21 protein-coding genes are annotated in these 22,165 nt (G+C 75.2%); 9 read left to right on the top strand and 12 right to left on the bottom strand.

Annotated features, from left to right (window positions below):
• Positions 1 to 13: 13 nt before the first annotated feature.
• From ACI792_RS02970 to ACI792_RS02940, 7 genes are all read right to left on the bottom strand, one after another.
• Entirely contained in the window at positions 14 to 667 is a 654-nt protein-coding gene (locus tag ACI792_RS02970; protein ID WP_456601256.1) for an energy-coupling factor transporter transmembrane component T family protein, read from the bottom strand.
• Positions 664 to 1,398, bottom strand: a complete 735-nt coding sequence (locus ACI792_RS02965; RefSeq protein WP_456601255.1) for an energy-coupling factor ABC transporter ATP-binding protein — start codon at positions 1,396 to 1,398, stop codon at positions 664 to 666. The genes ACI792_RS02970 and ACI792_RS02965 overlap by 4 nt, the downstream gene beginning before the upstream one ends.
• Positions 1,395 to 1,958: a biotin transporter BioY gene (locus ACI792_RS02960; RefSeq protein ID WP_456601254.1), complete on the bottom strand. Its 564-nt coding sequence runs from the start codon at positions 1,956 to 1,958 to the stop codon at positions 1,395 to 1,397. Before ACI792_RS02960 ends, ACI792_RS02965 begins: the two co-directional genes overlap by 4 nt.
• A 97-nt stretch (positions 1,959 to 2,055) precedes the next feature.
• Complete coding sequence (locus ACI792_RS02955) at positions 2,056 to 3,642, bottom strand: glycoside hydrolase family 13 protein (RefSeq protein ID WP_456601253.1); 1,587 nt, start codon at positions 3,640 to 3,642, stop codon at positions 2,056 to 2,058.
• A 129-nt stretch (positions 3,643 to 3,771) separates the two neighbouring features.
• The gene (locus ACI792_RS02950; RefSeq protein WP_456601252.1) at positions 3,772 to 4,170 is read right to left on the bottom strand and encodes a globin; all 399 of its coding nucleotides are present in this window, start codon (positions 4,168 to 4,170) and stop codon (positions 3,772 to 3,774) included.
• A complete protein-coding gene (locus ACI792_RS02945) occupies positions 4,167 to 5,477 on the bottom strand; it encodes an MFS transporter (protein ID WP_456601251.1) in 1,311 nt (436 codons plus the stop codon). The genes ACI792_RS02950 and ACI792_RS02945 overlap by 4 nt, the downstream gene beginning before the upstream one ends.
• A gap of 152 nt (positions 5,478 to 5,629) precedes the next feature.
• Positions 5,630 to 7,714: a prolyl oligopeptidase family serine peptidase gene (locus ACI792_RS02940; protein ID WP_456601250.1), complete on the bottom strand. Its 2,085-nt coding sequence runs from the start codon at positions 7,712 to 7,714 to the stop codon at positions 5,630 to 5,632.
• Positions 7,715 to 7,934: 220 nt separating this feature from the next.
• Here ACI792_RS02940 and ACI792_RS02935 point away from each other — a divergent pair, with 220 nt between their 5' ends.
• Together ACI792_RS02935 and ACI792_RS02930 are read left to right on the top strand one after the other, a co-directional pair.
• Positions 7,935 to 8,462, top strand: coding sequence for an HNH endonuclease (locus tag ACI792_RS02935; protein ID WP_456581448.1), 528 nt, complete (start codon positions 7,935 to 7,937; stop codon positions 8,460 to 8,462).
• Between the two features lie 63 nt (positions 8,463 to 8,525).
• Positions 8,526 to 9,386 carry an SCO6745 family protein gene (locus ACI792_RS02930; RefSeq protein WP_456601249.1) on the top strand — a complete coding sequence of 287 codons (861 nt, stop codon included), beginning with the start codon at positions 8,526 to 8,528 and terminating at the stop codon, positions 9,384 to 9,386.
• Here ACI792_RS02930 and ACI792_RS02925 read toward each other — a convergent pair.
• Positions 9,383 to 10,648, bottom strand: a complete 1,266-nt coding sequence (locus ACI792_RS02925) for a kynureninase (RefSeq protein WP_456601248.1) — start codon at positions 10,646 to 10,648, stop codon at positions 9,383 to 9,385. The two genes, ACI792_RS02930 and ACI792_RS02925, sit on opposite strands and share 4 nt — an antisense overlap.
• Before the next feature lie 72 nt (positions 10,649 to 10,720).
• Here ACI792_RS02925 and ACI792_RS02920 point away from each other — a divergent pair, with 72 nt between their 5' ends.
• The 3 genes from ACI792_RS02920 to ACI792_RS02910 are packed head-to-tail and all read left to right on the top strand — an operon-like array spanning position 10,721 to position 13,108.
• Complete coding sequence (locus ACI792_RS02920; protein WP_456601247.1) at positions 10,721 to 12,154, top strand: amidase; 1,434 nt, start codon at positions 10,721 to 10,723, stop codon at positions 12,152 to 12,154.
• Between the two features lie 30 nt (positions 12,155 to 12,184).
• Positions 12,185 to 12,589: an aa3-type cytochrome oxidase subunit CtaJ gene (gene ctaJ, locus ACI792_RS02915; protein WP_456581444.1), complete on the top strand. Its 405-nt coding sequence runs from the start codon at positions 12,185 to 12,187 to the stop codon at positions 12,587 to 12,589.
• Positions 12,590 to 12,643: 54 nt separating this feature from the next.
• Complete coding sequence (locus ACI792_RS02910) at positions 12,644 to 13,108, top strand: DUF5130 family protein (protein WP_456601246.1); 465 nt, start codon at positions 12,644 to 12,646, stop codon at positions 13,106 to 13,108.
• Positions 13,109 to 13,211: 103 nt separating this feature from the next.
• Here ACI792_RS02910 and pepN read toward each other — a convergent pair whose 3' ends face one another.
• Positions 13,212 to 15,764 carry an aminopeptidase N gene (pepN, locus tag ACI792_RS02905; RefSeq protein WP_456601245.1) on the bottom strand — a complete coding sequence of 851 codons (2,553 nt, stop codon included), beginning with the start codon at positions 15,762 to 15,764 and terminating at the stop codon, positions 13,212 to 13,214.
• A 138-nt stretch (positions 15,765 to 15,902) separates the two neighbouring features.
• On the opposite strand from pepN, the gene ACI792_RS02900 reads away from it, so the two are divergent.
• On the top strand, positions 15,903 to 16,562 hold the full coding sequence (locus tag ACI792_RS02900; RefSeq protein ID WP_456601244.1) for a DsbA family oxidoreductase: 660 nt from the start codon (positions 15,903 to 15,905) through the stop codon (positions 16,560 to 16,562).
• 97 nt (positions 16,563 to 16,659) lie between these two features.
• Positions 16,660 to 17,421, top strand: a complete 762-nt coding sequence (locus tag ACI792_RS02895) for an SDR family oxidoreductase (protein WP_456601243.1) — start codon at positions 16,660 to 16,662, stop codon at positions 17,419 to 17,421.
• Here ACI792_RS02895 and ACI792_RS02890 read toward each other — a convergent pair.
• Both ACI792_RS02890 and ACI792_RS02885 read right to left on the bottom strand, forming a co-directional pair.
• Positions 17,408 to 18,178, bottom strand: a complete 771-nt coding sequence (locus ACI792_RS02890) for an MBL fold metallo-hydrolase (protein WP_456601242.1) — start codon at positions 18,176 to 18,178, stop codon at positions 17,408 to 17,410. The genes ACI792_RS02895 and ACI792_RS02890 overlap by 14 nt on opposite strands.
• A complete protein-coding gene (locus ACI792_RS02885; RefSeq protein ID WP_456601241.1) occupies positions 18,175 to 18,726 on the bottom strand; it encodes a DUF429 domain-containing protein in 552 nt (183 codons plus the stop codon). Before ACI792_RS02885 ends, ACI792_RS02890 begins: the two co-directional genes overlap by 4 nt.
• Positions 18,727 to 18,753: 27 nt before the next feature.
• Between ACI792_RS02885 and ACI792_RS02880 the strand changes: the two genes are divergently transcribed.
• Entirely contained in the window at positions 18,754 to 19,245 is a 492-nt protein-coding gene (locus ACI792_RS02880; RefSeq protein ID WP_456601240.1) for a ribose-5-phosphate isomerase, read from the top strand.
• Between the two features lie 90 nt (positions 19,246 to 19,335).
• Positions 19,336 to 20,787: an argininosuccinate synthase gene (argG, locus tag ACI792_RS02875; RefSeq protein WP_456581826.1), complete on the top strand. Its 1,452-nt coding sequence runs from the start codon at positions 19,336 to 19,338 to the stop codon at positions 20,785 to 20,787.
• A gap of 95 nt (positions 20,788 to 20,882) precedes the next feature.
• Here argG and ACI792_RS02870 read toward each other — a convergent pair whose 3' ends face one another.
• Positions 20,883 to 22,124, bottom strand: a complete 1,242-nt coding sequence (locus tag ACI792_RS02870; protein ID WP_456601239.1) for a GNAT family N-acetyltransferase — start codon at positions 22,122 to 22,124, stop codon at positions 20,883 to 20,885.
• Positions 22,125 to 22,165 lie beyond the last annotated feature (41 nt).

The raw sequence follows: 22,165 nt of genomic DNA, 5'->3' as shown, positions 1-22,165 counted from the left end.
CGGACCTCCGGGCTCAGGCGGCGGCGGGGGTGCGGCGCCCCCGGGCCGGGGGGACGTCGTCGGCGCCGCGGGCGTCGAGGGCCTCGCTCACCGTGTGCGCCATCTGCAGCAGCTGCACCAGCAGCGGGGTCACCGTGGTCCGGATGCCGCGGATCCCGCGCGCCGAGCCGCCCCGCGCGGCCTGGGCCTCCCGGATCCGCTCGGCCCGCTCGGCCAGCACGGGGATGAACCGCAGCGCCATCGAGACGACCAGCCCGATCCGCGCGGGCCGCACCCCGAGCACGCGCAGGGGCGCGCACAACCGCTCGATGACGGCCACCATCTCCGTCACCCGCGTCGTCGCCGTCACCACCGCGGCGGCCAGCACGAGGGCGAGCAGGCGCAGCACGGTCAGGGCCGCTGTCGGCAGGTCGCTGAACAGGGTGTGGAAGACGAGGAGGCCCGCCAGCCACCACCGCACCGTGCGGGCCTGCCGGCCCAGCACGGCTGCGGGCAGCCGGGCGACGCCGAGGCCGACCGCGACCACCCCGAGCAGGGCGGCGCCGACCACGGGCAGCGTGGGCACCGCGAACAGCAGCACGGCCAGCGCCGCGAGCGCCAGCAGCTTGCCCCCGGCGGGCACGCGGTGGACCGGGCTGCGCCGCGGCACGTAGAGGGCGAGGGTCATCGCCCCTCCATCAACGTGCGGTAGGCGGCGATCGCCGTGCGGGGCGCGGCGTCCTCGACGATCCGGCCGCCGTCGACGACGAGCACCCGGTCGAAGCCGTCGAGCAGGTCGAGCTGGTGGGTGACCACGACGACCTGCTGCTCCAACCCCTCGATGACCCGGGCGACCCGCCGCGCGTTGACCAGGTCCAGCAGTGTCGTCGGCTCGTCGAAGACGACGCGGGCGGGGCGCATCACCAGCACGCCGGCGATCGCCAGCAGCTGCTTCTGGCCGCCGGAGAGCAGGTGCGCGGGGTGGTCGGCGTGCCCGGCGAGCCCGTACCGCGCCAGCACCTCGGCCACCCGTTCGGCCCGCTCGGCCGCCGGGACCCGCTGGTTCTCCAGCCCGTACGCCGCGTCCTCGGCGACGGTGGGGTGCACGATCTGGGCGTCGGGGTCCTGGAACACGAAGCCGACGCGGCGGCGGACCTCGCGCACGGAGGTTCGGGTGTCGAGGCCGTCGACCAGCACCTCCCCGGACGTCGGGACGACCAACCCGTTGAGCAGCCGGGCGAAGGTGCTCTTCCCCGAGCCGTTCGCGCCGACGACGCCGACGCGGGCCTCGGTCAGTTGCAGGTCGACGTCGGTGAGAACCGGGCGGTCGCCGTAGCGGTGGGAGACCCCGCGCAGCTCGATCCCGCGGGCGGGATCGGCGACGGCGTCGGGCCGCGGCTCCGGCCGGCGGAACCTCACCGGGCGGCGACCTCCCGCTGCGGTCGCTCGATGACCGGGTAGCTGCGGCGCACCTGAGCGGCGATCGCCGCGGCGATGAAGGCCTTGACGGCGTCGCCGGGGAGGAACGGGAGGGCGCCGGACACGATCGCCTCGCCCAGCGACAGGTTGGCCACGGCGGCGAGCACGGGCACACCGATCAGGTAGACGACGACCATCCCGCCGACGACGTTGAACAGCACGCCCCAGGCGACGTTGTATCGGGCCCAGAAGCGCTCGGTGAGCCAGCCGGTGACGAACGCGGCCAGCGGCCAGCTGAACAGGTAGCCGGCGGTCGGGCCGGCGAACACGGCGAGGCCCCCCGTGCCGCTGGCCAGCAGCGGCAGGCCGATCGCCACCAGGACCAGGAACAGCAGGACGGCGAGGAAGCCGCGACGGGCGCCCAGCACGCTCCCGGCCAGCATCACGCCCAGGGTCTGCGCGGTGATGGGCACCGGTCCGATGGTGACCGCCGGCAAGGTCCCCAGCACGGCGATAACGGCCGCGAAGAGGGCGGTGTAGGCCAGGTCCCGGGTCTTCATGTCAGCTCCTGCGGTGCGCCGGTGGGGAGGCGTCGCCGGCCCGGCGTCACCTGCGGCAAGGTACCCGAGCGCCCGTGGGCGCCCGGAGGCCCGTCCGTCAGGCCTGCAGCCAGACCGCGGCGTCGTCGGGCACCTTCCCGTCGTCGACCGGGGTGCTGCTGAGCAGCACGCGGCCCTCGGGCAGCGGCACGGGCGCCCCGGACATGTTGACGAAGCAGGTCAGCCCGCCGGAGCGGCGGAAGGCGACGCAACGGTCGGGTGACTGCACCCATTCCAGGTCCTCGCCCCGGAACAGCGGGGACGAGGCGCGCAGGGCCAGCGCAGCTCGGTACAGCGACAGCATCGAACCGTCGTCCGCGCCCTGCGCCTCCGCGGTGAGTGCGCCCCACCCCTCGGGCATGGGCAGCCACGTCTCGGCCGCCGACGAGAAGCCGTAGGACGGTTCGTCGCCCGACCAGGGGACGGGGATGCGGCAGGCGTCCCTCCCGCGCTCGGCGCCGCCCGAGCGGAACCAGATGGGGTCCTGCAGCACCTCGTCGGGCAGGTCGACGTCCGGCATGCCCAGCTCGTCGCCGTTGTAGAGGTACGCCGCACCGGGCAGCGCCAGCTGCAGCAGCGCGGCTGCGCGGGCCCGCTGCGTGCCGAGCTCGCCGTCGCCGTAGCGGGTCACGTGCCGCGGTCGGTCGTGGTTGGACAGCACCCAGCAGGCCGGCGCCGGGGTGCCCTCCACCGCGGCGAGGGAGTGGGTGATCGCGTCGCGCAGGCCCTCGGGGGTCCAGTCGGCGGTGAGGAGCTTGAAGTTGAAGGCCAGCTGGAGCTCGTCCTCCCGCAGGTACTGGGCGAGCCGGTCGTCGTCGGAGACCCACACCTCCCCGACCGCCATCGTGCCGGGGTACTGGTCCAGCACCGCCCGGATCCGGCGGTGGACGACGTGCACGCCGTCCTGGTCGAACCGGTGGTCACCGGGACCGTGGTCGTCCAGCAGCCCGGTGTCGTCCATCGGCACCATGTCGGGCAGCCCGTCCGGCTTGGCCATGCCGTGCGCGACGTCGATGCGGAAGCCGTCCACCCCGCGGTCGAGCCAGAACCGGATCGTCTCCTCGAGGTCGGCGACGACCTCGGGGTTGGCGAAGTCCAGGTCCGGCTGCTCGGGGGCGAAGATGTGCAGGTACCACTGCCCGTCGGGCACGCGGGTCCACGCCGGGCCGCCGAACACCGACGGCCAGTTGTTCGGCGGCTCGCTGCCGTCCGGTCCGCGCCCGTCGCGGAACAGGTAGCGCGCCCGCTCCGCGGAGCCGGGGCCGGCGGCCAGCGCCGCCTGGAACCACTCGTGGTCGTGCGAGCTGTGGTTGGGCACCAGGTCCACGGTGACCCGGAGGCCGAGCGCGTGCGCCTCGGCCAGCATCGCGTCGAACTCCGCCAGGTCGCCGAAGACGGGCTCCACGTCCCGCGGATCGGCGACGTCGTAGCCGTGATCCGCCATGGGGGAGGGGTAGAACGGCGTGATCCAGAGGGCGTCGACGCCGAGGTCGCGCAGGTACGGCAGCCGCGACCGGATGCCGGCCAGGTCGCCGACGCCGTCACCGTTCCCGTCGGCGAAGCTGCGGATGTAGACCTGGTAGAAGACCGCCTCGCGCCACCAGTCGGCGCCGGACGTGCGGAAGGGGGACGGCTCGGTGCTCACCGGGCTCCTCTGGACGGGTACGTGCGGGGGTGAGGTGCGCGCCCGGGTCCCGGCGAGGGGACCGGCGCGGCGGGGGGCCGGCTCGTGCGTCGTCGCTCCGAGCGGCGCTGCAAGCCTACGGTGACGTGCTCACCGGTTCTGCATGCTCCGGGCCGCCATCTCCAGGTAACCCCACAGCGTCGCGTCCTGCTCGGGCGGCAGCCCGAGGGAGTCCACGGCGTCGCGCATGTGGGTGAGCCAGGCGTCGCGCTCGACCGGGCCGATGGCGAACGGCGCATGGCGCATCCGCAGGCGGGGGTGGCCGCGCTGCTCGGAGTAGGTGGTCGGCCCGCCCCAGTACTGCTCGAGGAAGCCGCGCAGGCGCGCCTCGGCGCCCTCCCAGTCGTCCTGGGGGTACATCGGCTGCAGCACGGGGTCGGTGCGGACGGCGGCGTAGAACCGCTCCACCAACCGGCGGAAGGTCTCCGCGCCCCCGACCTCGTCGTAGAAGGTCCGCGCCGACGGCAGGGACCGCCTCGACTCGCTCATGCCCCGGATGCCCCCTCGGCCTCGATCGCGGCGTCCGCCCGGTTACGCGTCCGCCGATAGGCCCTCAGCGCCGGGGCGACCGCGATCATTCCGAGCGCGCCCGACAGCGCGACCACGACGGCGGGCCGGAGCCCCTCGGCGGCCAGGCCCGCGGCGAGGGCACCGATGCCCTGCACGCCGGCCAGCCCGCTGGCGGCGACGCCGAACGCGCGCCCGCGGTAGGCGCTGGGCACCGCCTGCACGAAGGCCACGTTGAGCGGGATCGACCAGGCCGCGCCGAGCCCGGAGAGGAACAGCATCCCGACCAGGACCCAGAACGGCACTGCGCCCGGCCCCATCGCCGCGGCGACCACGCCGCCGACGAGCACCGGCCCGAGGGAGAAGGCCACCAGCGGGACGACGAGCCGCTCGCGCCGCGCCGGCGGGACGAGGCGGGCGATCACCAGCCCGCCGATCGTGACGCCCAGCGGGTTGGCCGCCAGCAACACGCCGACCGCCGTCGCACCCTGGCCGAGGGAGTCCACCAGCGGCGCGGCGATGCCCTCGGAGGCGTAGACGAAGCCGGTCGTCACCCACAGCACGCCGACGATCGCGAGCAGGCGGGGGCTGCGCCGGATGAAGCGCAGGCCCTCCGCGGTGTCCCGCCACAGCGATCCGGGGCTGCTACCTCCCTCGGACACCGGGGCGGGCCGCGGCTGGAGCCGGGCCCAGAGCCAGATCGCGGAGACGATGAAGGTGGCGGAGTCGATGAGCAGGGCGGCGGACGGGTTGAGGACGGCGACCAGCGCACCACCTGCCAGGAAGCCGCCCACCTGGGCCAGCTGCAGCGTGATGCCGGTGAGCGAGGTCGCGACGGCGTACCGGTCGCCGTCGAGGACGTCGGCCATGAGCGCCGAGCGCGCCGATTCGAACGGTGGCGCGCACAACCCCACGACGAAGAGCAGGGCCAGCAGGACCGGCAGCGGCATGCCCGGGATCGCCATCAGGGCTACCAGCACCGCTCGTGCGACGTCGGTGGCGATGAGCACCCGGTGGCGGGGCAGCCGGTCGGCGAACGCGGAGAGCAGCGGGCCGCCGAGCAGCCAGGGCAGGTGGCTGATCGCGAAGGTGAGCGCGGCGAGCAGGGGCGAGGAGGTGCGGTCGTAGACCAGCACCGTCAACGCCACCCGGGCGAGCTCGTCGCCGGCGGCGGAGAGCAGGTAGGTGCCGAACAGCGGCCGGAACTCCCCGACGGCGAAGACCTCGCGGAAGGTGGCCTGGCGGACGGTGCCGCCCTCGTCGCGGCCGTCCGGTGCGGCGGCGGTCACCGTGCTCCCGGCCCGGCGCGGTCGGCGGCGCGCGACGCGCCGTCGGCGGCCAGCACGGTCGGTGATCCGGTCATTACCGGAATCATTTCAGGCGGGAGCGGCGGAGTCTGCACCGCCGACCGCGCGTGTCCTCCCCGTGACACGGTGACCGGTCAACCGGTGAGCCCCGTGTGCGCGGCGAGGAAGGCCAGCTGGTCGGCGGCGAGCCCCACGGTGCGGCTGACCGCGCGGGCGCCGTGCCCGACCGAGGTCTCACGGCGCAGCACCACCGGGGCCTCCGCCGTCGTCGCGTGCTGCAGCGCGGCGGCCAGCTTCCGGCCGTGCAGGGGGTCGACCCGGGTGTCGGACTCGAACGTCGTGAACAGCACCGCCGGGTAGGCGGTCCCCTCCCGCACCGCGTGGTACGGCGAGTAGCCCAGCAGCCAGCCCAGCTCCTCCGGGTCGTCGGCGGTGCCGTACTCGTCGTTCCAGGTGCGCCCCAGGCCGAAGCGCTCGTAGCGGACCATGTCCAGCAGCGGGGCGCTGCAGACGACGGCGGCCGCGAGGTCGGGGCGCTGGGTCAGCGTGGCGCCGACCAGCAGACCGCCGTTCGACCCGCCCATCACGGCGAGCTGCGCGTGCGTCGTCCACCCCTCGGCCACGAGGTGTTCCCCGGCGGCGGCGAAGTCGTCGAACACGTTCTGCTTGCGCCCCCGCATGCCGGCGCGATGCCACTCCTCACCGTGCTCCGAGCCGCCGCGCAGGTTGGCCACCGCCCAGACCCCGCCCGCGGCGACCCAGGCCAGCGCCTGCGCCGTGTAGGCCGGGGTGAGCGAGACGTTGAACCCGCCGTAGCCGTACAGCACGGCCGGGCGGGGCCGGTCGGGCGCGCCGGTGCCGGAGAGGACGAAGAGGTGCACCGGCGTGCCGTCCTGCGACCGCGCGTGCGTCTCGACGACGGTCAGCTGCGGCACGTCCCCGGCGACGTCGGCGGACTCCCACGGCGCCAGGCGCTCCGGCACCGCCGCGTCCCAGCGCAGCACCGACGGCGGTGTCGCGTAGTCGGTGTAACCGACCCAGGCCGCGGTGCCGCCCTCGGGCGGGGCGCTCACCCCGGAGATGCTGCCCGGGCCGGGGGGCGCCACGTCGGAGATCCGGCCACCCCCGTCGCCCGCCCACAGGGAGAGCCGGTCGGTGGCGTCCACGGCGTGCACGGCCAGCACCTGCAGGGCGCCGTCCGGTGCGTCGACGAGCGCCGCGTCGGAGAGCACGGCGCCCTCCTGCTGCGGGACGACGTCGGTCCACGCCTCCGCTGCCCAGGTAGCCGGGTCCTCCGGGTCGGCGACCGCCAGCCGCCAGCGCGGGGCGCCGCGGTCGCTGAGCAGCCAGAGCCGCCCGTCCCGGGCCACCCAGGCCGCGGTCTGGGCGTCGACGCCGCGCTGCAGCTCCTGCAGGGCGCCGTCGCCGGACAGGTCGGCGAGCCAGACGTCGTCGCGGGGGGCGGTGCCGGCCGACGCCGAGACGACCAGCCACCGGCCGTCGGCGCTGGTGCGGACGCCGTAGTAGTTCGTCGGGTCCAGGGCGGGTGGGTCGAAGGTGCCGCCGTGGACCAGCACGTCGTCCTCCACCGGGGCACCGACGCGGTGGCGCCAGACCCGGCGGTGGAACTGCTCCTCGCCCGCGGGCACCTGGTCGGGCGCGAGCCGGCGGACGTAGAACAGCTCCTCGCCGCCCGGCAGCCAGCCGACGGGGGAGTAGCGGCAGCGGTCGACCGGTCCGTCCAGCACCTTCCCCGTGGCGACGTCGAGGACGTACAGCCTCGACTCCTCGTCGCCCCCGGTGCTCACCTGGTAGGCGAGGCGGTCGCCCTCCCACGAGGGCGACCACGCGTCGAGCGTCGTCGTCCCCTCCGGGTCCAGCTCCATCGGGTCGACGAGCACCCGCACGGTCCCGTCTGCCTCGCGCACCCGCAGGACGGCGTGCTCCTGACCGGGGTCGCGCCGGGTGGAGAAGGCCCGCCCGCCGCGCCACACCGGCACCCCGACGGCGCCCGCCCGCACGAGCTCCCCGAGCCGCGCGGCGAACCGGTCGCGGGCGGGAAGGGCGGTGAGCACCTCGCCGGCCAGGCGGTCCTGCTCCTCCGACCACTCCCGCGTGCGGGGGTCGGCCGGGTCCTCCAGCCAGCGGTAGGGATCGGCGACGCGGTGGCCGTGGAGCTCCTCGACCAAGTCCAGGCGCGGGGCGTCCGGGTAGCGCATGCCGGGCACGCTAGTCGCCGCCAGGGACACGACCGGGGCGCCGCGGGAATTCCCAGTGCGCCGCACGGCGGTTCTCGGGTCAGAATGGGGCTGCCCGCGGGTCGTGCAGCACCCGGCGGTCCGGGGCGTCCGGAGGTGATCCGTGCCGCGTTCCGCGCCCGGGTCGACGTCGGCGGGTCACCCAGGCCCGCGGCGCGACCCCGTCCCGCCGCTCGTCCCCGTGCCCGCGCGCGCCACCACGGGCGCCACCCTGCTGCTGAACGCGACGTACGAGCCGCTCTGCGTGGTCTCCAGCCGGCGGGCGATCGTGCTCGTGCTGACGGAGAAGGCGGAGTCGGTCGACGTCGCCGCCGACGTCGTGCACGCCGAGACGCTGAGCCTGTCCGTCCCCGTCGTCGTGCGGCTCACCCGCTACGTCCGCGTGCCGTACCCGGCGTCGGTGCCGCTGTCGCGCCGGGCGGTCTTCACCCGCGACGGGCAGACCTGCGTGTACTGCGGCGGCTCGGCCACGAGCATCGACCACGTGGTGCCGCGCAGCCGCGGCGGCACGCACACCTGGGACAACGTCGTCGCCGCCTGCCGCCGGTGCAACCACACCAAGGCGGACCGGTCGCTCGCCGAGCTCGGCTGGAAGCTGCCCCGCCCGCCGAGCACGCCCAGCGGCGCGGCCTGGCGACTCCTGGGCCACCGCACCGTCGACCCCCGCTGGCGCGAGTGGCTGGGAGTGCCGGAGAGCGTCAGCGCCTGAGAGGACCCCCGTGCCCCCCACCGCTCGCACGCTCGCGGCGGGCCCCTGCACGGGGGCCGCCCCGTGAACCCCGCCGTGGCGCGGCGGCTCTGGGCGCTCGCCGAGCCGTTCCACGCGCTCACCTACTTCGCAGACGAGGCGCGGACCGCCTTCACGGAGGCGGGGCTGCGCGGCTTCTGGTCCGGCTACTTCGCCGGCCGCGCCGCCCCGCTGGGCGCCGTCGGCCCGGAGGTGGTGACGGCGGTCTTCGTCAACTTCGCGCCGGCGTTCGTGGCCCGGCGGGTGCCCGCGGTGTGGGCCGACGCCACCCCGGCGGCGGCGCTCGCGGCCCGCCTGGCCGGGGTGGACGCCGCCGTGCGCCGGGTGCTGGGGGAGGCCTGGATCGGCTCGGCGGTGTCGCTCGAGGCGGCGCACCTGGCGGCGGCGGCCGCGGCCGCCGTCGACCTGCCGGGGCGCCCGCTGGCGGCCGCGAACACGGCGGTGGAGGTGCCCGGCGAGCCCCACCTGGTGCTGTGGCAGGCCCTCACCACGCTGCGCGAGCACCGGGGCGACGGGCACGCGGTCGCGCTGGTGCAGCGCGAGGTCGACGGCGTGCAGGCGCACGTGCTCGCCGCCGCGGCCGGGCGCTCGGACCGCGGGTGGCTGCAGAAGGCGCGCGGCTGGGACGACGCGGCGTGGGACGGCGCCGCCGCGGCGCTGACCGATCGCGGCTGGCTGGCAGGGGGTGAGCTCACCGCGGAGGGGTGGGCCGCGGTCGCGGCCGTCGAGGCCGACACCGACCGGCTGGCGGCCGGGCCGTGGCGGGAGCTCGGGGACGACGGCTGCACCCGGCTGGCCGAGCTGCTGGAGCCGCTCCGCCGCGCTGTCGTCGCCGCCGGGGACTGGCCGGCCGGCAACCCGATCGGCGTCCCCGAGCCCTCCTAGGTGACGCGAGCGCGCTCGGCGGGGAAGGCCTCGTACGAGCGGTCCTCGAGCACGTCCCGGAAGCGGGCCATCGCGTCCCACGCGTCGACGAAGCGCGTGTAGAGCGGCGCCGGTCCCAGGCGCACCCGGTCGGGGGTGCGGAAGTCCGGCACCACGCCCCGGTCCACCAGCGCCTGGGTGAGCTGCCACGCCCGCGGATGCGTGAAGGTGACGTGCGCGCCGCGGCGGGCCGCCTGCCGCGGGGAGGCCAGCGCCACCCCGTGCGGTGCGAGCCAGGCGTCGCCGAGGGCCACGACGAGGTCGGTCATGGCCCGGCCCTTCGCGGCCAGGCGGTCGATCCCGGCCTCGGCGACCAGCGCCGCGCCCACCTCGACGGCGGCCATGCCGAGCACCGGCGGCGTCCCGGTGCCGAAGCGCTCGATGCCGTCGGCCGGCACGTACTCCGGCCCCATCGCGAACTGGTCCCGCTGGCCGAACCAGCCCTGGATCGGCGACCGGAGCCGCTCCTGCAGATCGCGGCGGACGTAGAGGAAGGCCGGCGCCCCCGGACCGCCGTTGAGGTACTTGTAGGTGCAGCCGACGGCGAGGTCCGCGCCCGAGGCGTCCAGGCCGGTGGGGACGGCGCCGGCGGCGTGCGAGAGGTCCCAGAGCACCAGCGCCCCGGCGTCGTGGACCGCGCGGGTGACGGCCGCGACGTCGGCGAGCGCGCCGGAGCGGTAGGCGACCAGCGACAGGACGACGACGGCGACCCGCTCGTCCAGGGCGGCTGCGAGCACCGCCGGGTCCAGCCCCTCGTCGATGTCGGCCGCGACCTCCCGCACCGCCATGCCGCGCGCCGCCGCGACCCCGGCGACGACGTAGCGGTCGGTGGGGAAGTCGTCGGCGGTGCACACGAGCACGTCGCGGCCCGGCCGCGCCTCGGCGCCGGCGACCAGCAGCTCGTAGAGGTTCACCGTGGTGGAGTCGCCGACCAGCACCTGACCGGGGCCGGCCCCGAGGACGCCCGCCCCGAGCTCGTCGCCCAGCCGCGTCGCGGCCCCGATCCACTGCGCCCACGAGCCGACCAGCCCGCGCGCCCACTCCTGCTCCACGACGCGGGCCACCGCCGCCGGCGTCGCCAGCGGCATCCGGCCGAGTGAGTTGCCGTCGAGGTAGAGCAGCCGGTCAGGGCCCTCCTCGTCGGCGCCGGCGAACCGGCCGCGGAAGGAGGCCAGCGGGTCGGCGGCGTCGAGCTGCTCGGCGTGCGCCCGGGTCGGTTCCACCCCGCCACTGTGCACCGCGCCCACCCGGCCGCCGCGGCCCCGTGCCGGATGCGCGGGGGCTAGCGTCGCCCCGTGACCGCGCTGCACGACCTCACCGCCCTCGAGCAGGCCGCCGCCGTCCGCGCGAAGGAGGTCAGCCCGACCGAGCTCGTGCAGCACGCGCTGGCCCGCATCGACGCGCACGACAGCGGGCTCGGTGCCTTCATCACCGTGACCCCCGAGCGGGCGCTGGCCGGTGCGGCGGCCGCGGAGGCCCGGCTGCGGGAGGGCGGGGAGCTGCCGCCCCTGCTCGGCGTCCCCACCGCGATCAAGGACCTGCACAACACCGCCGGGGTGCGGACGACGTTCGGCTCGGCCGCGCTGGCCGACTTCGTGCCCGCCGTCGACGACGCGGTGGTCACCCGGCTCGCGGCCGCGGGCACGATCAGCGTCGGCAAGACGAACACCCCCGAGTTCGGCTTCCCCTGCTACACCGACAACGCTCTCGTCGGGCCGGCGCGCTCCCCGTGGGACACCTCGCGGCTCGCCGGCGGCTCCAGCGGGGGAGCGGGCGTCGCCGTCGCCGCCGGGTTCGTGCCCTTCGCCCAGGGCAGCGACGGCGGGGGCTCCATCCGCATCCCGGCCAGCATCAACGGCCTGTACGGCATCAAGCCGACCCGTGGCCGCATCAGCAACGCGCCCTACGGCAGCGAGGTGACCGGGTTGGGCACCAGCGGCCCGCTGGCCCGCACCGTGCGGGACGCGGCGGTGATGCTCGACGCGATGGCCGGCCCCGAGATCGGCGACCCGTTCTGGGCCCCGCCGCTGCCGCCGGGCGAGACCTTCCTCGGCTGGGCCGACCGGGAGCCCGGCCGACTGCGCATCGGGCGCTACACCGAGTCGGCGATGCCCGGGGTGGAGCTCGAGCCGGAGGTGGCCGAGGCGTTCGAGGACGCCGCCCGGCTGCTGGAGAGCCTCGGGCACGTCGTCGAGGACGTCCCGACCGGGCTGCTGGACCCCGCGGTGCTGCCCTCCTTCGAGCGGGTCTGGGCGCTCAGCGCCACCACGCTGCCGGTCCCGGCCGGGCGGGAGGAGCTGCTCACGCCGCTGACCCGCTGGATGCAGGAGCGGGGACTCGCCCTGTCGGCGCGGGACGCGATGCAGGCGATGTTCGCCCTGCGCGTCTTCTCCCGGCAGTTCCTCCGCGCGACCGCGGGCTACGACGTGCTGCTCGCCCCGGTGCTGACCATGACGCCCCGGCCGATCGGCTGGTTCGGGGAGGACGGCGAGGGCGGACCGGACTTCGAGCGGCAGAAGCGGTACGCCGCCTTCACCGCGCTGTTCAACGTCACCGGGCAGCCGGCGGTCAGCATCCCGCTGCACTGGCCGGCCGACGACCTGCCGGTCGGGACCATGCTCGTGGGCCGTCCTGCCGACGAGGCCACGCTGGTCTCGCTCTCGGCGCAGCTGGAGGAGGCGCGGCCGTGGGCGCACCGGCGCCCCGCCGTCTGGACCGACAGCCGATGAGGACGGCGACGTCCCGGTAGGTTGTCGGGTGTGACCGTCGCCGAGACCCTCCTCGTCTACGCCGGAATTCCGCTCGCCGTCGTGCTGGTGCTGGCGTTGCTGACCCTCAGGCCCGGCGCCGACCGGCGTCCCCGGTACAAGCCCGGCCAGCCGTGGAACCACGCCCCGGTCTGGTACGAGCCGCACCCGGCGCACGTCGGTGGCGGCCACGGCCCGGCGCCCGCGCACGGCCCGGCTGCCGTCCCGGGCAGCGGCACCTCCGCGCTGGGGTCGTCGATGTACCCGGAGCAGCCGGGCGAGCGGGCGCTGGACTCCGAGTCGGGGGCCGGCCTCGCGCTCGGCGACGGTGCCGGCGGCTCGCACAGCCGCGGTGCCACCGCTGCCCGCATCGCGCCGCCGGCGGGCCCGCTGGGCGGCGCCCGCGGGACCTGGTGACGGTGCCCTGATGACTCTCCCCGACGTCCCGACGACCATCCCCGGAGGCCGGCGATGACCCGCGCGCCCGAACTCAACGCCCCCCGCACCGGCACCGATGTCGGCGACACCCTCCACCCGCGCACGGCCGAGGGCCGGCTCGACGAGGTGTTCAGCTTCCGCGAGCTGGCCCGCCTGGACGAGGCGCTGACCATGTCCTCCCGCGAGACCGGGCTGCGCTTCACCCTCTACGTCGGGGAGCTGCGCACGCCGACCCGCGCTCACGCCGAGGAGCTGCACGCCCGCTCGGGCGACCACCCCTCCGACGCGGTGCTCATCGCCGTCTCACCGGGCCAGGGCGTGGTGGAGGTCGTGACCGGCGCCGGCGCCGCGCGCCGGCTGCCCGACCGCGCCTGCGCCCTCGCGGTGCTCTCCATGACCAGCGCGTTCGCCAACGGCGACCTGGTCGGCGGCATCGTCAACGGGCTGCGCCAGCTGTCCGACCAGGCCGGGCACCCCGCCGGGCTCCGCACGCACTGAAGAAGGACCCCCTGCCCCCCAGGGCTCGCCGGCCCGCCGCGGGCGCCTGCAGGGGGCCGGACGGAGGCGCCGCACCTTCGGGGTGTGGCGCCTCCGTCGTCTCTCAGCTGCCGGCGGCGGCGTCCCGCTCCCGGGCGCGCAGGGCGCGGGCGATGCCGTCCCGGCCCTCGAACACCAGCCGGCGCAGCGCGGGCGGCTGCTCGGCGTCGGCGAGCCAGGCGTCGGCCGCCGCGATGGTGCGCGGCTCCACGATCGGCGGGAACAGGTACTGCACGGCGTTCTTGGCGATCTCGCCCGGCCGGCGGTCCCAGAGCGGGCGGATGTCGGCGAAGTAGCGGTCGACGTACCCGGCGGTGAGCTCCCGCTGGGCCGGGTGCCAGAACCCCTGCAGCACCGCCTCGTGGACGGCGTTCGGGATGGACTCGTCGGTGAAGGCCCGCTGCCAGGTCTCCTCCTTCGACTCCGCCGTCGGCCGCAGGGCCCGCGCCGTGGCCGCCCGACGGATGCCGGTGGCGGTGGCGTCGCGCTCGGCCTCGGCGTCGATCTCCGCGTCACCGGCCGCGCCGATGGCGACGAGCCCGTGCAGGAACGCCCAGCGGGCGTCGGCGTCGACGACCAGGCCCTCGGGGACGCGCGAGCCGTCGAGCAGCCCGCGCAGCGCCGCCGCGTGCTGCTCCGTGCGGGCAGCGCTGGCCAGCGTGCGGGACCACAGCAGCTGCTCGTCGCTGCCGGCCGGGGCGGCCTCGAGCGCGGCCAGCGCGTGGTCGGCGAGCTGCGCCCAGCCGGTCGGCGCCCAGGCCGGATCGGCGAACGAGGAGAGCGCGCTCTGCACCCGGGCCAGCAGCGACTGGATGACGCTGCTCTCCGTCTCGGCGCCGATGCCGGCCAGCACGAGCTGGACCCACTCACGGGCCGGCAGCTCGGCGTCGCGGGTCATGTCCCAGGCCGCGGACCAGCACAGCGCGCGGGGCAGCGAATCCGGCAGCGCACCGATCCGGGAACGGAGCGTGGCGAGCGACTTCTCGTCGAGCCGGATCTTGGCGTAGGTGAGGTCGTCGTCGTTGACCAGCACCAGGTCCGCCGCCGGGTGGCCGACCAGCTCGGGCACGTCGGTGCGGGCGCCGGCGACGTCGAGCTCCACGCGGTGGCTGCGGGTCAGCCCGTCGGGGCCCTCGCTGTAGAGCCCCACGGCCAGCCGGTGGTTGCGCAGCACCGGGTGCTCGACGACCGCCGACTGCTCGATGGCGAAGCTCGTGTAGCGGCCGTCGTCGCTGAGCTCGAAGACCGGCCGGAGCGTGTTGACCTGGCTGGTGCGCAGCCACTGGTCGGCCCACTCGGACAGGTCGCGGCCCGAGCTCTCCGACAGCGGGCCCAGGAGGTCGGCCAGCGTGGTGTTGCCGTACTCGTGCCGTCGGAAGTAGCGCTGCACGCCGGCGAGGAACTCGTCGCGGCCGACGTAGGCCACCAGTTGCTTGAGCACCGAGGCGCCCTTGGCGTAGGTGATGCCGTCGAAGTTGACCTCGACCGCGGCGACGTCGGGGATGTCTGCAGCGATCGGGTGGGTCGAGGGCAGCTGGTCCTGCGCGTAGGCCCAGGCCTTCTCGGTGTTCGCGAACGTCGTCCACGCCGTCGTGTACTCGGTCGCCTCGGCCTGGCACAGCGTGCTGATGTAGGTGGCGAAGGACTCGTTGAGCCACAGGTCGTCCCACCACCGCATGGTCACCAGGTCGCCGAACCACATGTGGCCGAGCTCGTGCAGGATCGTCTCCGCGCGGCGCTCGTAGCGGGCCCGGCTCACCTTCGAGCGGAAGACGTAGTCCTCGAGGAACGTCACCGCGCCGGCGTTCTCCATGGCCCCGGCGTTGAACTCGGGCACGAAGAGCTGGTCGTACTTGTCGAACGGGTACGGGTAGTCGAACACCCGGTGGTAGAAGTCGAAGCCCTGCTTGGTCACCCGGAAGATCTCCTCCGGGTCCAGGTACCGGGCCAGCGACGCCCGGCAGTAGAGCCCGAGCGGGATGCCCTCGTGCAGGTCGGTGACCTTGGCGTACGGGCCGGCGATGAGCGCCACCAGGTAGGTGGAGATGCGCTTGGTGGGCGCGAAGTGGGCCAGCTGCGAGCCGGCCTCGCCCGCCTCGATGGTGCGGCCGCCGGTGTTGGAGATGACCTGCCAGTCGAACGGCGCGGTCACGTGCACGGTGAACGTCGCCTTGAGGTCGGGCTGGTCGAAGCAGGTGAACATCCGCTTGGCGTCGGCCGGCTCGAACTGGGTGTAGAGGTAGACCTGCCCGTCCTCGGGGTCGAGGAAGCGGTGCAGGCCCTCGCCGGTGTTCGAGTAGCGGCAGTCCGCCGTCACCACCAGCGTGTTGGTCTCGGCGAGGCCGGGCAGCGGCAGGCCGCCCTCCTCGGTGTAGGTGCTCACGTCGAGCTCGGTGCCGTTCAGGGTCGCCGAGTGCACCGTCTCGGCGACCAGGTCGATGAAGGTCTCCGCGCCCGGGCGGCGGCAGGTGAACTCGACGGTCGTCGTCGACCGGAACGTGTGCTCGCCGGGGTGCCCGGCCCCGTCGGTGACGTCGAGGGAGATGTCGTAGCTCCGGACGTCCAGGAGCTCGGCGCGGGCGGCGGCGTCGGTGCGGGTCAGGTTGGGTACGGCCACGCCGGGAAGCTTGTCATGCGGGGACGACGCCGGCGCCCGCCGTCCACCGGCCGGGAACAACCGGACCGCGCCGGGACTTGCCTGACCGCAGACGGTCCGGGCACTCGGCGACCCGGGCCACCGCAGCGAGGAGCAGAGATGACCGAGGCAGTGCAGAGCGCGCCGGTGAAGGCCCGCGTCGACTTCTGGTTCGACCCGCTGTGCCCGTGGGCCTGGCTGACCAGCCGCTGGGTGCTGGAAGCCGCCAAGGTTCGCGACATCGACCTGCACTGGCACGTCATGTCCCTGGCGGTGCTCAACCGCGGGCGCGACCTGCCCGAGGACTACCAGCAGATGATGGAGCAGGCCTGGGGCCCGGTGCGGGTGGCGATCGCCGCCGCGCAGGAGCACGGCGACGAGGTGCTCGGCGACCTCTACACGGCCATGGGCACGCTCCGCCACCACGAGGGCCGCGAGCTGGGCGAGATCATCGCGCCGGCCCTGGAGCGGGTCGGGCTGCCGGCGTCGCTGGCCGAGGCCGCCACCTCCACCGAGTACGACGAGGCCCTGGAGAAGAGCCACCACGCGGGCATGGACCCGGTCGGCGAGGACGTCGGGACGCCGGTCATGCACATCGACGGCGTGGCGTTCTTCGGCCCGGTCATCAGCAAGGTGCCCACCGGTGAGGACGCCGGCAAGGCCTTCGACGGCGCCGTCCTGCTCGCCAACCTGCCCGACTTCTGGGAGCTCAAGCGCACGCGGCTGAGCGGCCCCGACATGGACTCCGTCCCGGCCGACGCCCTGGAGCTCACCCGGTAAGGACCCCCGACCCCCTCGTCCCTCGCACGCTCGGGACGAGCCCCTGGTTCGGTGGCCGTCCCAGTACGTCACGGGTGGGGTGCGGCATCCTGTCGGGATGCCGCACCCCACCCGCCAGCGCATCTTCATCTCCGGCGCCAGCTCCGGCCTCGGCGAGGGCATGGCCCGCCGGTTCGCCGCCATGGGCCGTGACCTCGCCCTCTGCGCCCGCCGGGTCGACCGGCTGGAGGCGCTGCAGGCCCAGCTCCGCGCAGCGCACCCCGGCATCCGGGTCGAGGTGGCCGCGATGGACGTGGACGACGCGACCTCGGTGCCCACCGTCTTCACCGACCTCGCCGACCGCCTCGGCGGCTTCGACCGCGTGATCGTGAATGCCGGCATCGGCGCCGGGAAGTCCGTCGGGACCGGGGGCGCGGCGGGCAACCGTGCCGTCCTGCACACCAACGTGCTCGGCTCGCACGCGCAGTGCGAGGCGGCGATGGAGCTCTTCCGCCGCCAGGGGATGGGGCACCTGGTGCTGATCTCCTCGGTGGCCTCCGTCCGGGGGATGCCCGGCAGCCGGACCGCCTACGGCGCGAGCAAGGCCGCGCTGAACTCCCTGGCCGAGGGCATCCGCTCCGACGTCTACGGCTCGCGGATCGTCGTCTCCACGATCCTGCCGGGCTACATCGCGACCGACATCAACGTCGGCCGCCGCGGCCCGCTCACCGTCGGCCTCGACAAGGGCGTCAAGGCGCTCGTCGAGGTGATCGAGCGGGAGCCGGTGCGCGGGTACGTGCCGGAGTTCCCGTGGCGCCCGGTCGCCGCGCTGCTGCGCGTCCTGCCGCTGTCGGTCGTCCGCCGCCTCACCGGCTCGTGAGCGGCCGCCCGGCGGCGACCGCCATCGTCGCCGCCGGGTAGGGCCCCGGCCCGCCCTGGCGCAGGGCGGTCAGGACGGCGAGCAGTTCCTCCCGCTGGGCACCGACGAAGCCCGCGTCCACCACCGCGCCGTGCCCGGGCACCACCGGGCCGCGGGCCAGCGCGTGCAGCCGGCCGAGGGTGGCCGGCCAGTCCGCCGGCCAGGAGTCCTCGAAATCCGGCGGCGCCCCCTGCTCGACCAGGTCCCCGGCGAAGAGCACGGTCGCGTCGTCGGCGGTCTCCACCTCGACCACCAGGTCGTGGTCGGTGTGCCCCCGGCCGAGGTGCCGCAGGACCACCTCGCGACCGCCGACGTCCAGCACGGCGACGTCGTCGACGAGGCGGTCCGGCGGGTCGATCGGGGCCGCCCGGAGCAGGGCGGCCTCCTCGGCGCCCAGCGTGGCGACGACGGCGGCCCGCTGTGCCTCGCCGTCGGCACGGAGGGCGGCCGCGCAGCCCCGCGAGCCCCACACCTGCGCCGGGCGGAAGGCCGCGTTGCCGAAGCAGTGGTCGTAGTGGGCGTGGGTGTTCACCACGGTCCACGGGTGCGGCGTGACCGCGCGGACGGCCGCCACCAGGTCCGCCGCCTCGCCGAGGTGCGACCGGGTGTCGACGACGAGGCAGGCGCCCTCGCCCAGCACGAGGCCGCAGTTGAGGTCCAGGGAGCGGTGCCGGCGCACCAGGACGCCCTCGGCCACCTCCTGCCAGCCGGTGCTCACCAGGTGATCCGCATCGGCCGGCCGCGGGCGTCGAGACGGCCGTCGCCGACGTACTCGGCGCGCCCCTCGGCCAGCCGCTGCGCGAGCCCGCGGGCGGTGATCTTCGGGTCGCGCACCCGGTCGTCCAGCGCCCGGAAGGCCAGTTCCGGGTGGACCTCGTGCACCCGCGGGTCCGGCGGCTCGCCGAGGGCGTCGTCGAGCGTGCGGATCGACGGCACGAGGAACCACGCCTGCTTCGACAACGCCTTGCCGGACGCCTCCACCGAGAGCCGGCACGCCTCGGCGTAGTCGGCGGCGTCCAGCACCGGTCGCAGCGGCGCCGGGAAGACCGAGCTGCCGGCCCGGCCCAGCAGCCGCCGCGCCGCGACGTCGCAGCCGCGCGACCCGTCGGCGGAGAGCCCGATCGGCATGTCGACGGCGACGACCTCCACCCCGGGTACCGCGAGCGCCGCCGCCGCGTCGGGGAGGGCGAGGAGGGTCACCCCACCGTCGTCCAGCAGCGCTCCGGCCCAGGCCCCGCGCCAGCCGTCCAGCCCCAGCACCGCCACATCGGGCAGCCTGTCAGACTCCCCGGCATGCGCGTCTTCATCGGCACCGACCACGCGGGCCTGGAGTTCAAGGAGCACCTCAAGCAGGCGCTCTCCGAGGCCGGTCACGAGCCGGTCGACTGCGGCGCGTTCGAGTACGACGCCCAGGACGACTACCCGCCGTTCTGCTTCGAGGTGGGGGAGCGGACGGTCGCCGAGCCCGGCACCCTCGGCGTCGTCATCGGGGGCTCGGGCAACGGCGAGCAGATGGCGGCGAACAAGGTCCCCGGTGTCCGGGCCGCGCTGGTCTGGAACACCGCGACCGCGCGGCTGGCCCGCGAGCACAACGACGCGAACGTGGTCTCCATCGGCGCCCGCCAGCACAGCGACGAGGAGGCCACGGCCCTGGTCCTGGAGTTCCTCGGGACGCCGTTCAGCGGCGACGAGCGGCACGTCCGCCGCATCGGGCTGATCACCGACTACGAGCGCGACCGGCACCGCCCGGCGGGCGGCCTGCCCACCCGCACGCAGCACCCCTGACCCGTCCCGACGGCGGGGCGGCCCGCGCCGCCGTCGGGAAGCTGGACGGCCGGTTGTGAATGACCATGCACGGTCATGCATACTTGTGCCGTGTCCAAGGTGCTCACCTCCCTGCCCGTCGGCGAACGCGTCGGCATCGCCTTCTCCGGTGGTCTCGACACCTCCGTAGCGGTCGCGTGGATGCGCGACCGGGGGGCGGTGCCCTGCACCTACACCGCCGACATCGGGCAGTACGACGAGCCGGACATCGCCTCGGTCCCGGGCCGGGCCACCGCCTACGGTGCGGAGCTCGCCCGCCTGGTCGACGGCAAGGCCGCCCTGGTCGAGGAGGGGCTCGCCGCGCTCACCTGCGGCGCCTTCCACATCCGCTCCGGTGGCCGCAGCTACTTCAACACCACCCCGCTGGGGCGCGCGGTCACGGGCACGCTGCTGGTCCGCGCGATGCTCGAGGACGACGTCCAGATCTGGGGCGACGGCTCGACCTTCAAGGGCAACGACATCGAGCGGTTCTACCGGTACGGCCTGCTGGCCAACCCGGCGCTGCGCATCTACAAGCCGTGGCTGGACGCCGACTTCGTCACCGAGCTCGGCGGGCGCACGGAGATGTCCCAGTGGCTGGTCGCCCACGGCCTGCCCTACCGGGACAGCGCCGAGAAGGCCTACTCCACCGACGCGAACATCTGGGGCGCCACGCACGAGGCGAAGACCCTCGAGCACCTCGACACCGGCATCGAGACCGTCGAGCCGATCATGGGCGTGCGGTTCTGGGACCCCGCGGTCGAGATCGCGCCCGAGGACGTGACGATCGGCTTCGCCCAGGGGCGGCCGGTGACGATCAACGGGGAGGAGTTCGGCTCCGCCGTCGACCTGGTGCTGGCGGCCAACGCCATCGGCGGACGGCACGGTCTGGGCATGTCCGACCAGATCGAGAACCGGATCATCGAGGCCAAGAGCCGCGGCATCTACGAGGCGCCGGGCATGGCGCTGCTGCACATCGCCTACGAGCGGCTGGTCAACGCCATCCACAACGAGGACACCCTCGCCACCTACCACTCCGAGGGTCGGCGGCTGGGCCGGCTCATGTACGAGGGCCGCTGGCTGGACCCCCAGGCGCTCATGCTGCGGGAGTCCCTGCAGCGCTGGGTCGGGATGGCGGTCACCGGCGAGGTGACCCTGCGGCTGCGCCGGGGCGAGGACTACTCGATCCTCGACACCGCCGGCCCGGCGTTCAGCTACCACCCGGACAAGCTGTCGATGGAGCGCACGCAGGACTCGGCCTTCGGGCCGGTCGACCGCATCGGGCAGCTGACCATGCGCAACCTCGACATCGCCGACTCCCGGGCGAAGCTCGAGCAGTACGCGCGGCTGGGCATGGTCGGGGGCGCGCCGTCGCACGTGGCCATCGGCGCGGCCCAGGCCGCGGCGACCGGGCTGATCGACGTCACCGAGGAGGGCGGCGCCGAGACGATCGCCTCCCGCGGTCAGGTGCCGGCCGACGAGGAGCTGCTGGACCGGGCGGCGATGGAGGCCGGGACCGACTGAGGAAGGACCTCCCTACCCCCACACCTCGCAGGCCCGGCGCGGGTCCCTGCAGGGAGGCCGTTCCAGCACGTCACCGGGCTCGGCGCGGGCTCGCTTCAGAAGCTGTCGGGGCACCAGGGCGTGACCGGCCAGCCGAACGCCGTCGACGCGAGCGTCACCGCCCCGGGGCTCACCTCGGTCACCCGCCCCGCCGCCTGCAGCCCGGCCAGCGAGACGCCGCCCAGGTAGGCCGCCGAGAGCTCCTCGATGCCCAGCACGATGTCGGGGTCGCGGTCGGTGCGGCCGCAGTAACCGCCGGCCGGGTGCCCGGAGAGCCGCCAGCGCCCCTCGTTCCAGGGGCAGAACGGGTCCCGCACCTCCAGCACGAGGTCGATGGGCGCGGGGTAGCGGCGGGCGGCGAGGGCGCGGTCGACGTCGACCAGCCGCACCCAGAGCCCGTCGACCGGGGTGCTGTGCAGCGCGCGGGCGTCGGTGACCAGCCAGCGCAGCGGGTCGTCGGGCGAGGCGGCCTGGTACTTCACGGTGCGGACCAGGTCGATCGAGAGCAGCACCTGCCACAGCGCGGCGTAGGCCGGGGTGCTGGTCGCCCGCACCTCCTGGACGATCACCGTGCCCTCGGGCTCGCCGGCGTCGCTCCAGGCGCCCTTCACCCGGTAGGCGGCGTACCCGGTCACCGTGCCGTCGGCCTCCCGGTGCAGCAGGTACCGCCGCGCGGACGCGCCCTCCCGGCCTGAGGGCTCGTCGCGCAGCTGCCGGTCCCACCACCGGTCGTCGCGCACCATGTTGCCGGGCACCCAGCGGTGCACCGCGCCGTGCACGGCGACCGCGGCCGGGCGGTACTCCTCGACCGGCACCTGCTCCACGCGGCCGGTGCCCAGGTCGACGTCCGGGCGCAGCCGCAGCCGCTCCGTGCGGCCGGAGAAGCGGGCCTCCCGGGTCGCCGGCGCGTACCCGAAGCGGCCGTAGATCGGGTACTCGGCCGCCCACAGCGCGGCCACCGGCTCGCGCTCCTGCTCGTGCAGCTCCGTCAGCTGCCGGCGCATGATCGCGGTGAGCACGCCCCGCCGGCGCCGGGTCGGGGTCACGGTCACCCAGGTGACGCCGGCGCAGGGCACCAGCGCCCCGGGGACGGCGAGGGTCCGGCTGTAGATGCCGGCGGTGGCGACCACCCGATCGCCGTCCCACATCGACAGCGACCGCTCCAGCTCGGCGACCGAGGAGGGCCTCTCGGCGAAGGACGGCGGCGCCTCCTCCGCGAAGACGTCGTGCATGGCGTGGGCGAAGGCCGGCCACTCGTCGGGGGTCACCGGGCGCAGCCGGGCGTCGACATCGGTCACGTCGACGTGTCTACCGGGCCGGTCCGACGGACCGCCAACGA

The sequence above is a fragment of the Blastococcus sp. SYSU DS0669 genome (genome assembly GCF_054050895.1).
Note: the sequence above shows the minus strand (reverse complement) of the source record. Positions and strands in the feature narration are given on the sequence as shown.

Excerpts from the sequence above, each read along its gene's own strand:
- ACI792_RS02970 (WP_456601256.1), bottom strand. The coding sequence starts at position 667 with ATGACCCTCGCCCTCTACGTGCCGCGGCGCAGCCCGGTCCACCGCGTG.
- ACI792_RS02960 (WP_456601254.1), bottom strand. The coding sequence starts at position 1,958 with ATGAAGACCCGGGACCTGGCCTACACCGCCCTCTTCGCGGCCGTTATC.
- ACI792_RS02950 (WP_456601252.1), bottom strand. The coding sequence starts at position 4,170 with ATGAGCGAGTCGAGGCGGTCCCTGCCGTCGGCGCGGACCTTCTACGAC.
- ACI792_RS02940 (WP_456601250.1), bottom strand. The coding sequence starts at position 7,714 with ATGCGCTACCCGGACGCCCCGCGCCTGGACTTGGTCGAGGAGCTCCAC.
- ACI792_RS02910 (WP_456601246.1), top strand. The coding sequence starts at position 12,644 with ATGACCCGCGCGCCCGAACTCAACGCCCCCCGCACCGGCACCGATGTC.
- ACI792_RS02900 (WP_456601244.1), top strand. The coding sequence starts at position 15,903 with ATGACCGAGGCAGTGCAGAGCGCGCCGGTGAAGGCCCGCGTCGACTTC.
- ACI792_RS02895 (WP_456601243.1), top strand. The coding sequence starts at position 16,660 with ATGCCGCACCCCACCCGCCAGCGCATCTTCATCTCCGGCGCCAGCTCC.
- ACI792_RS02880 (WP_456601240.1), top strand. The coding sequence starts at position 18,754 with ATGCGCGTCTTCATCGGCACCGACCACGCGGGCCTGGAGTTCAAGGAG.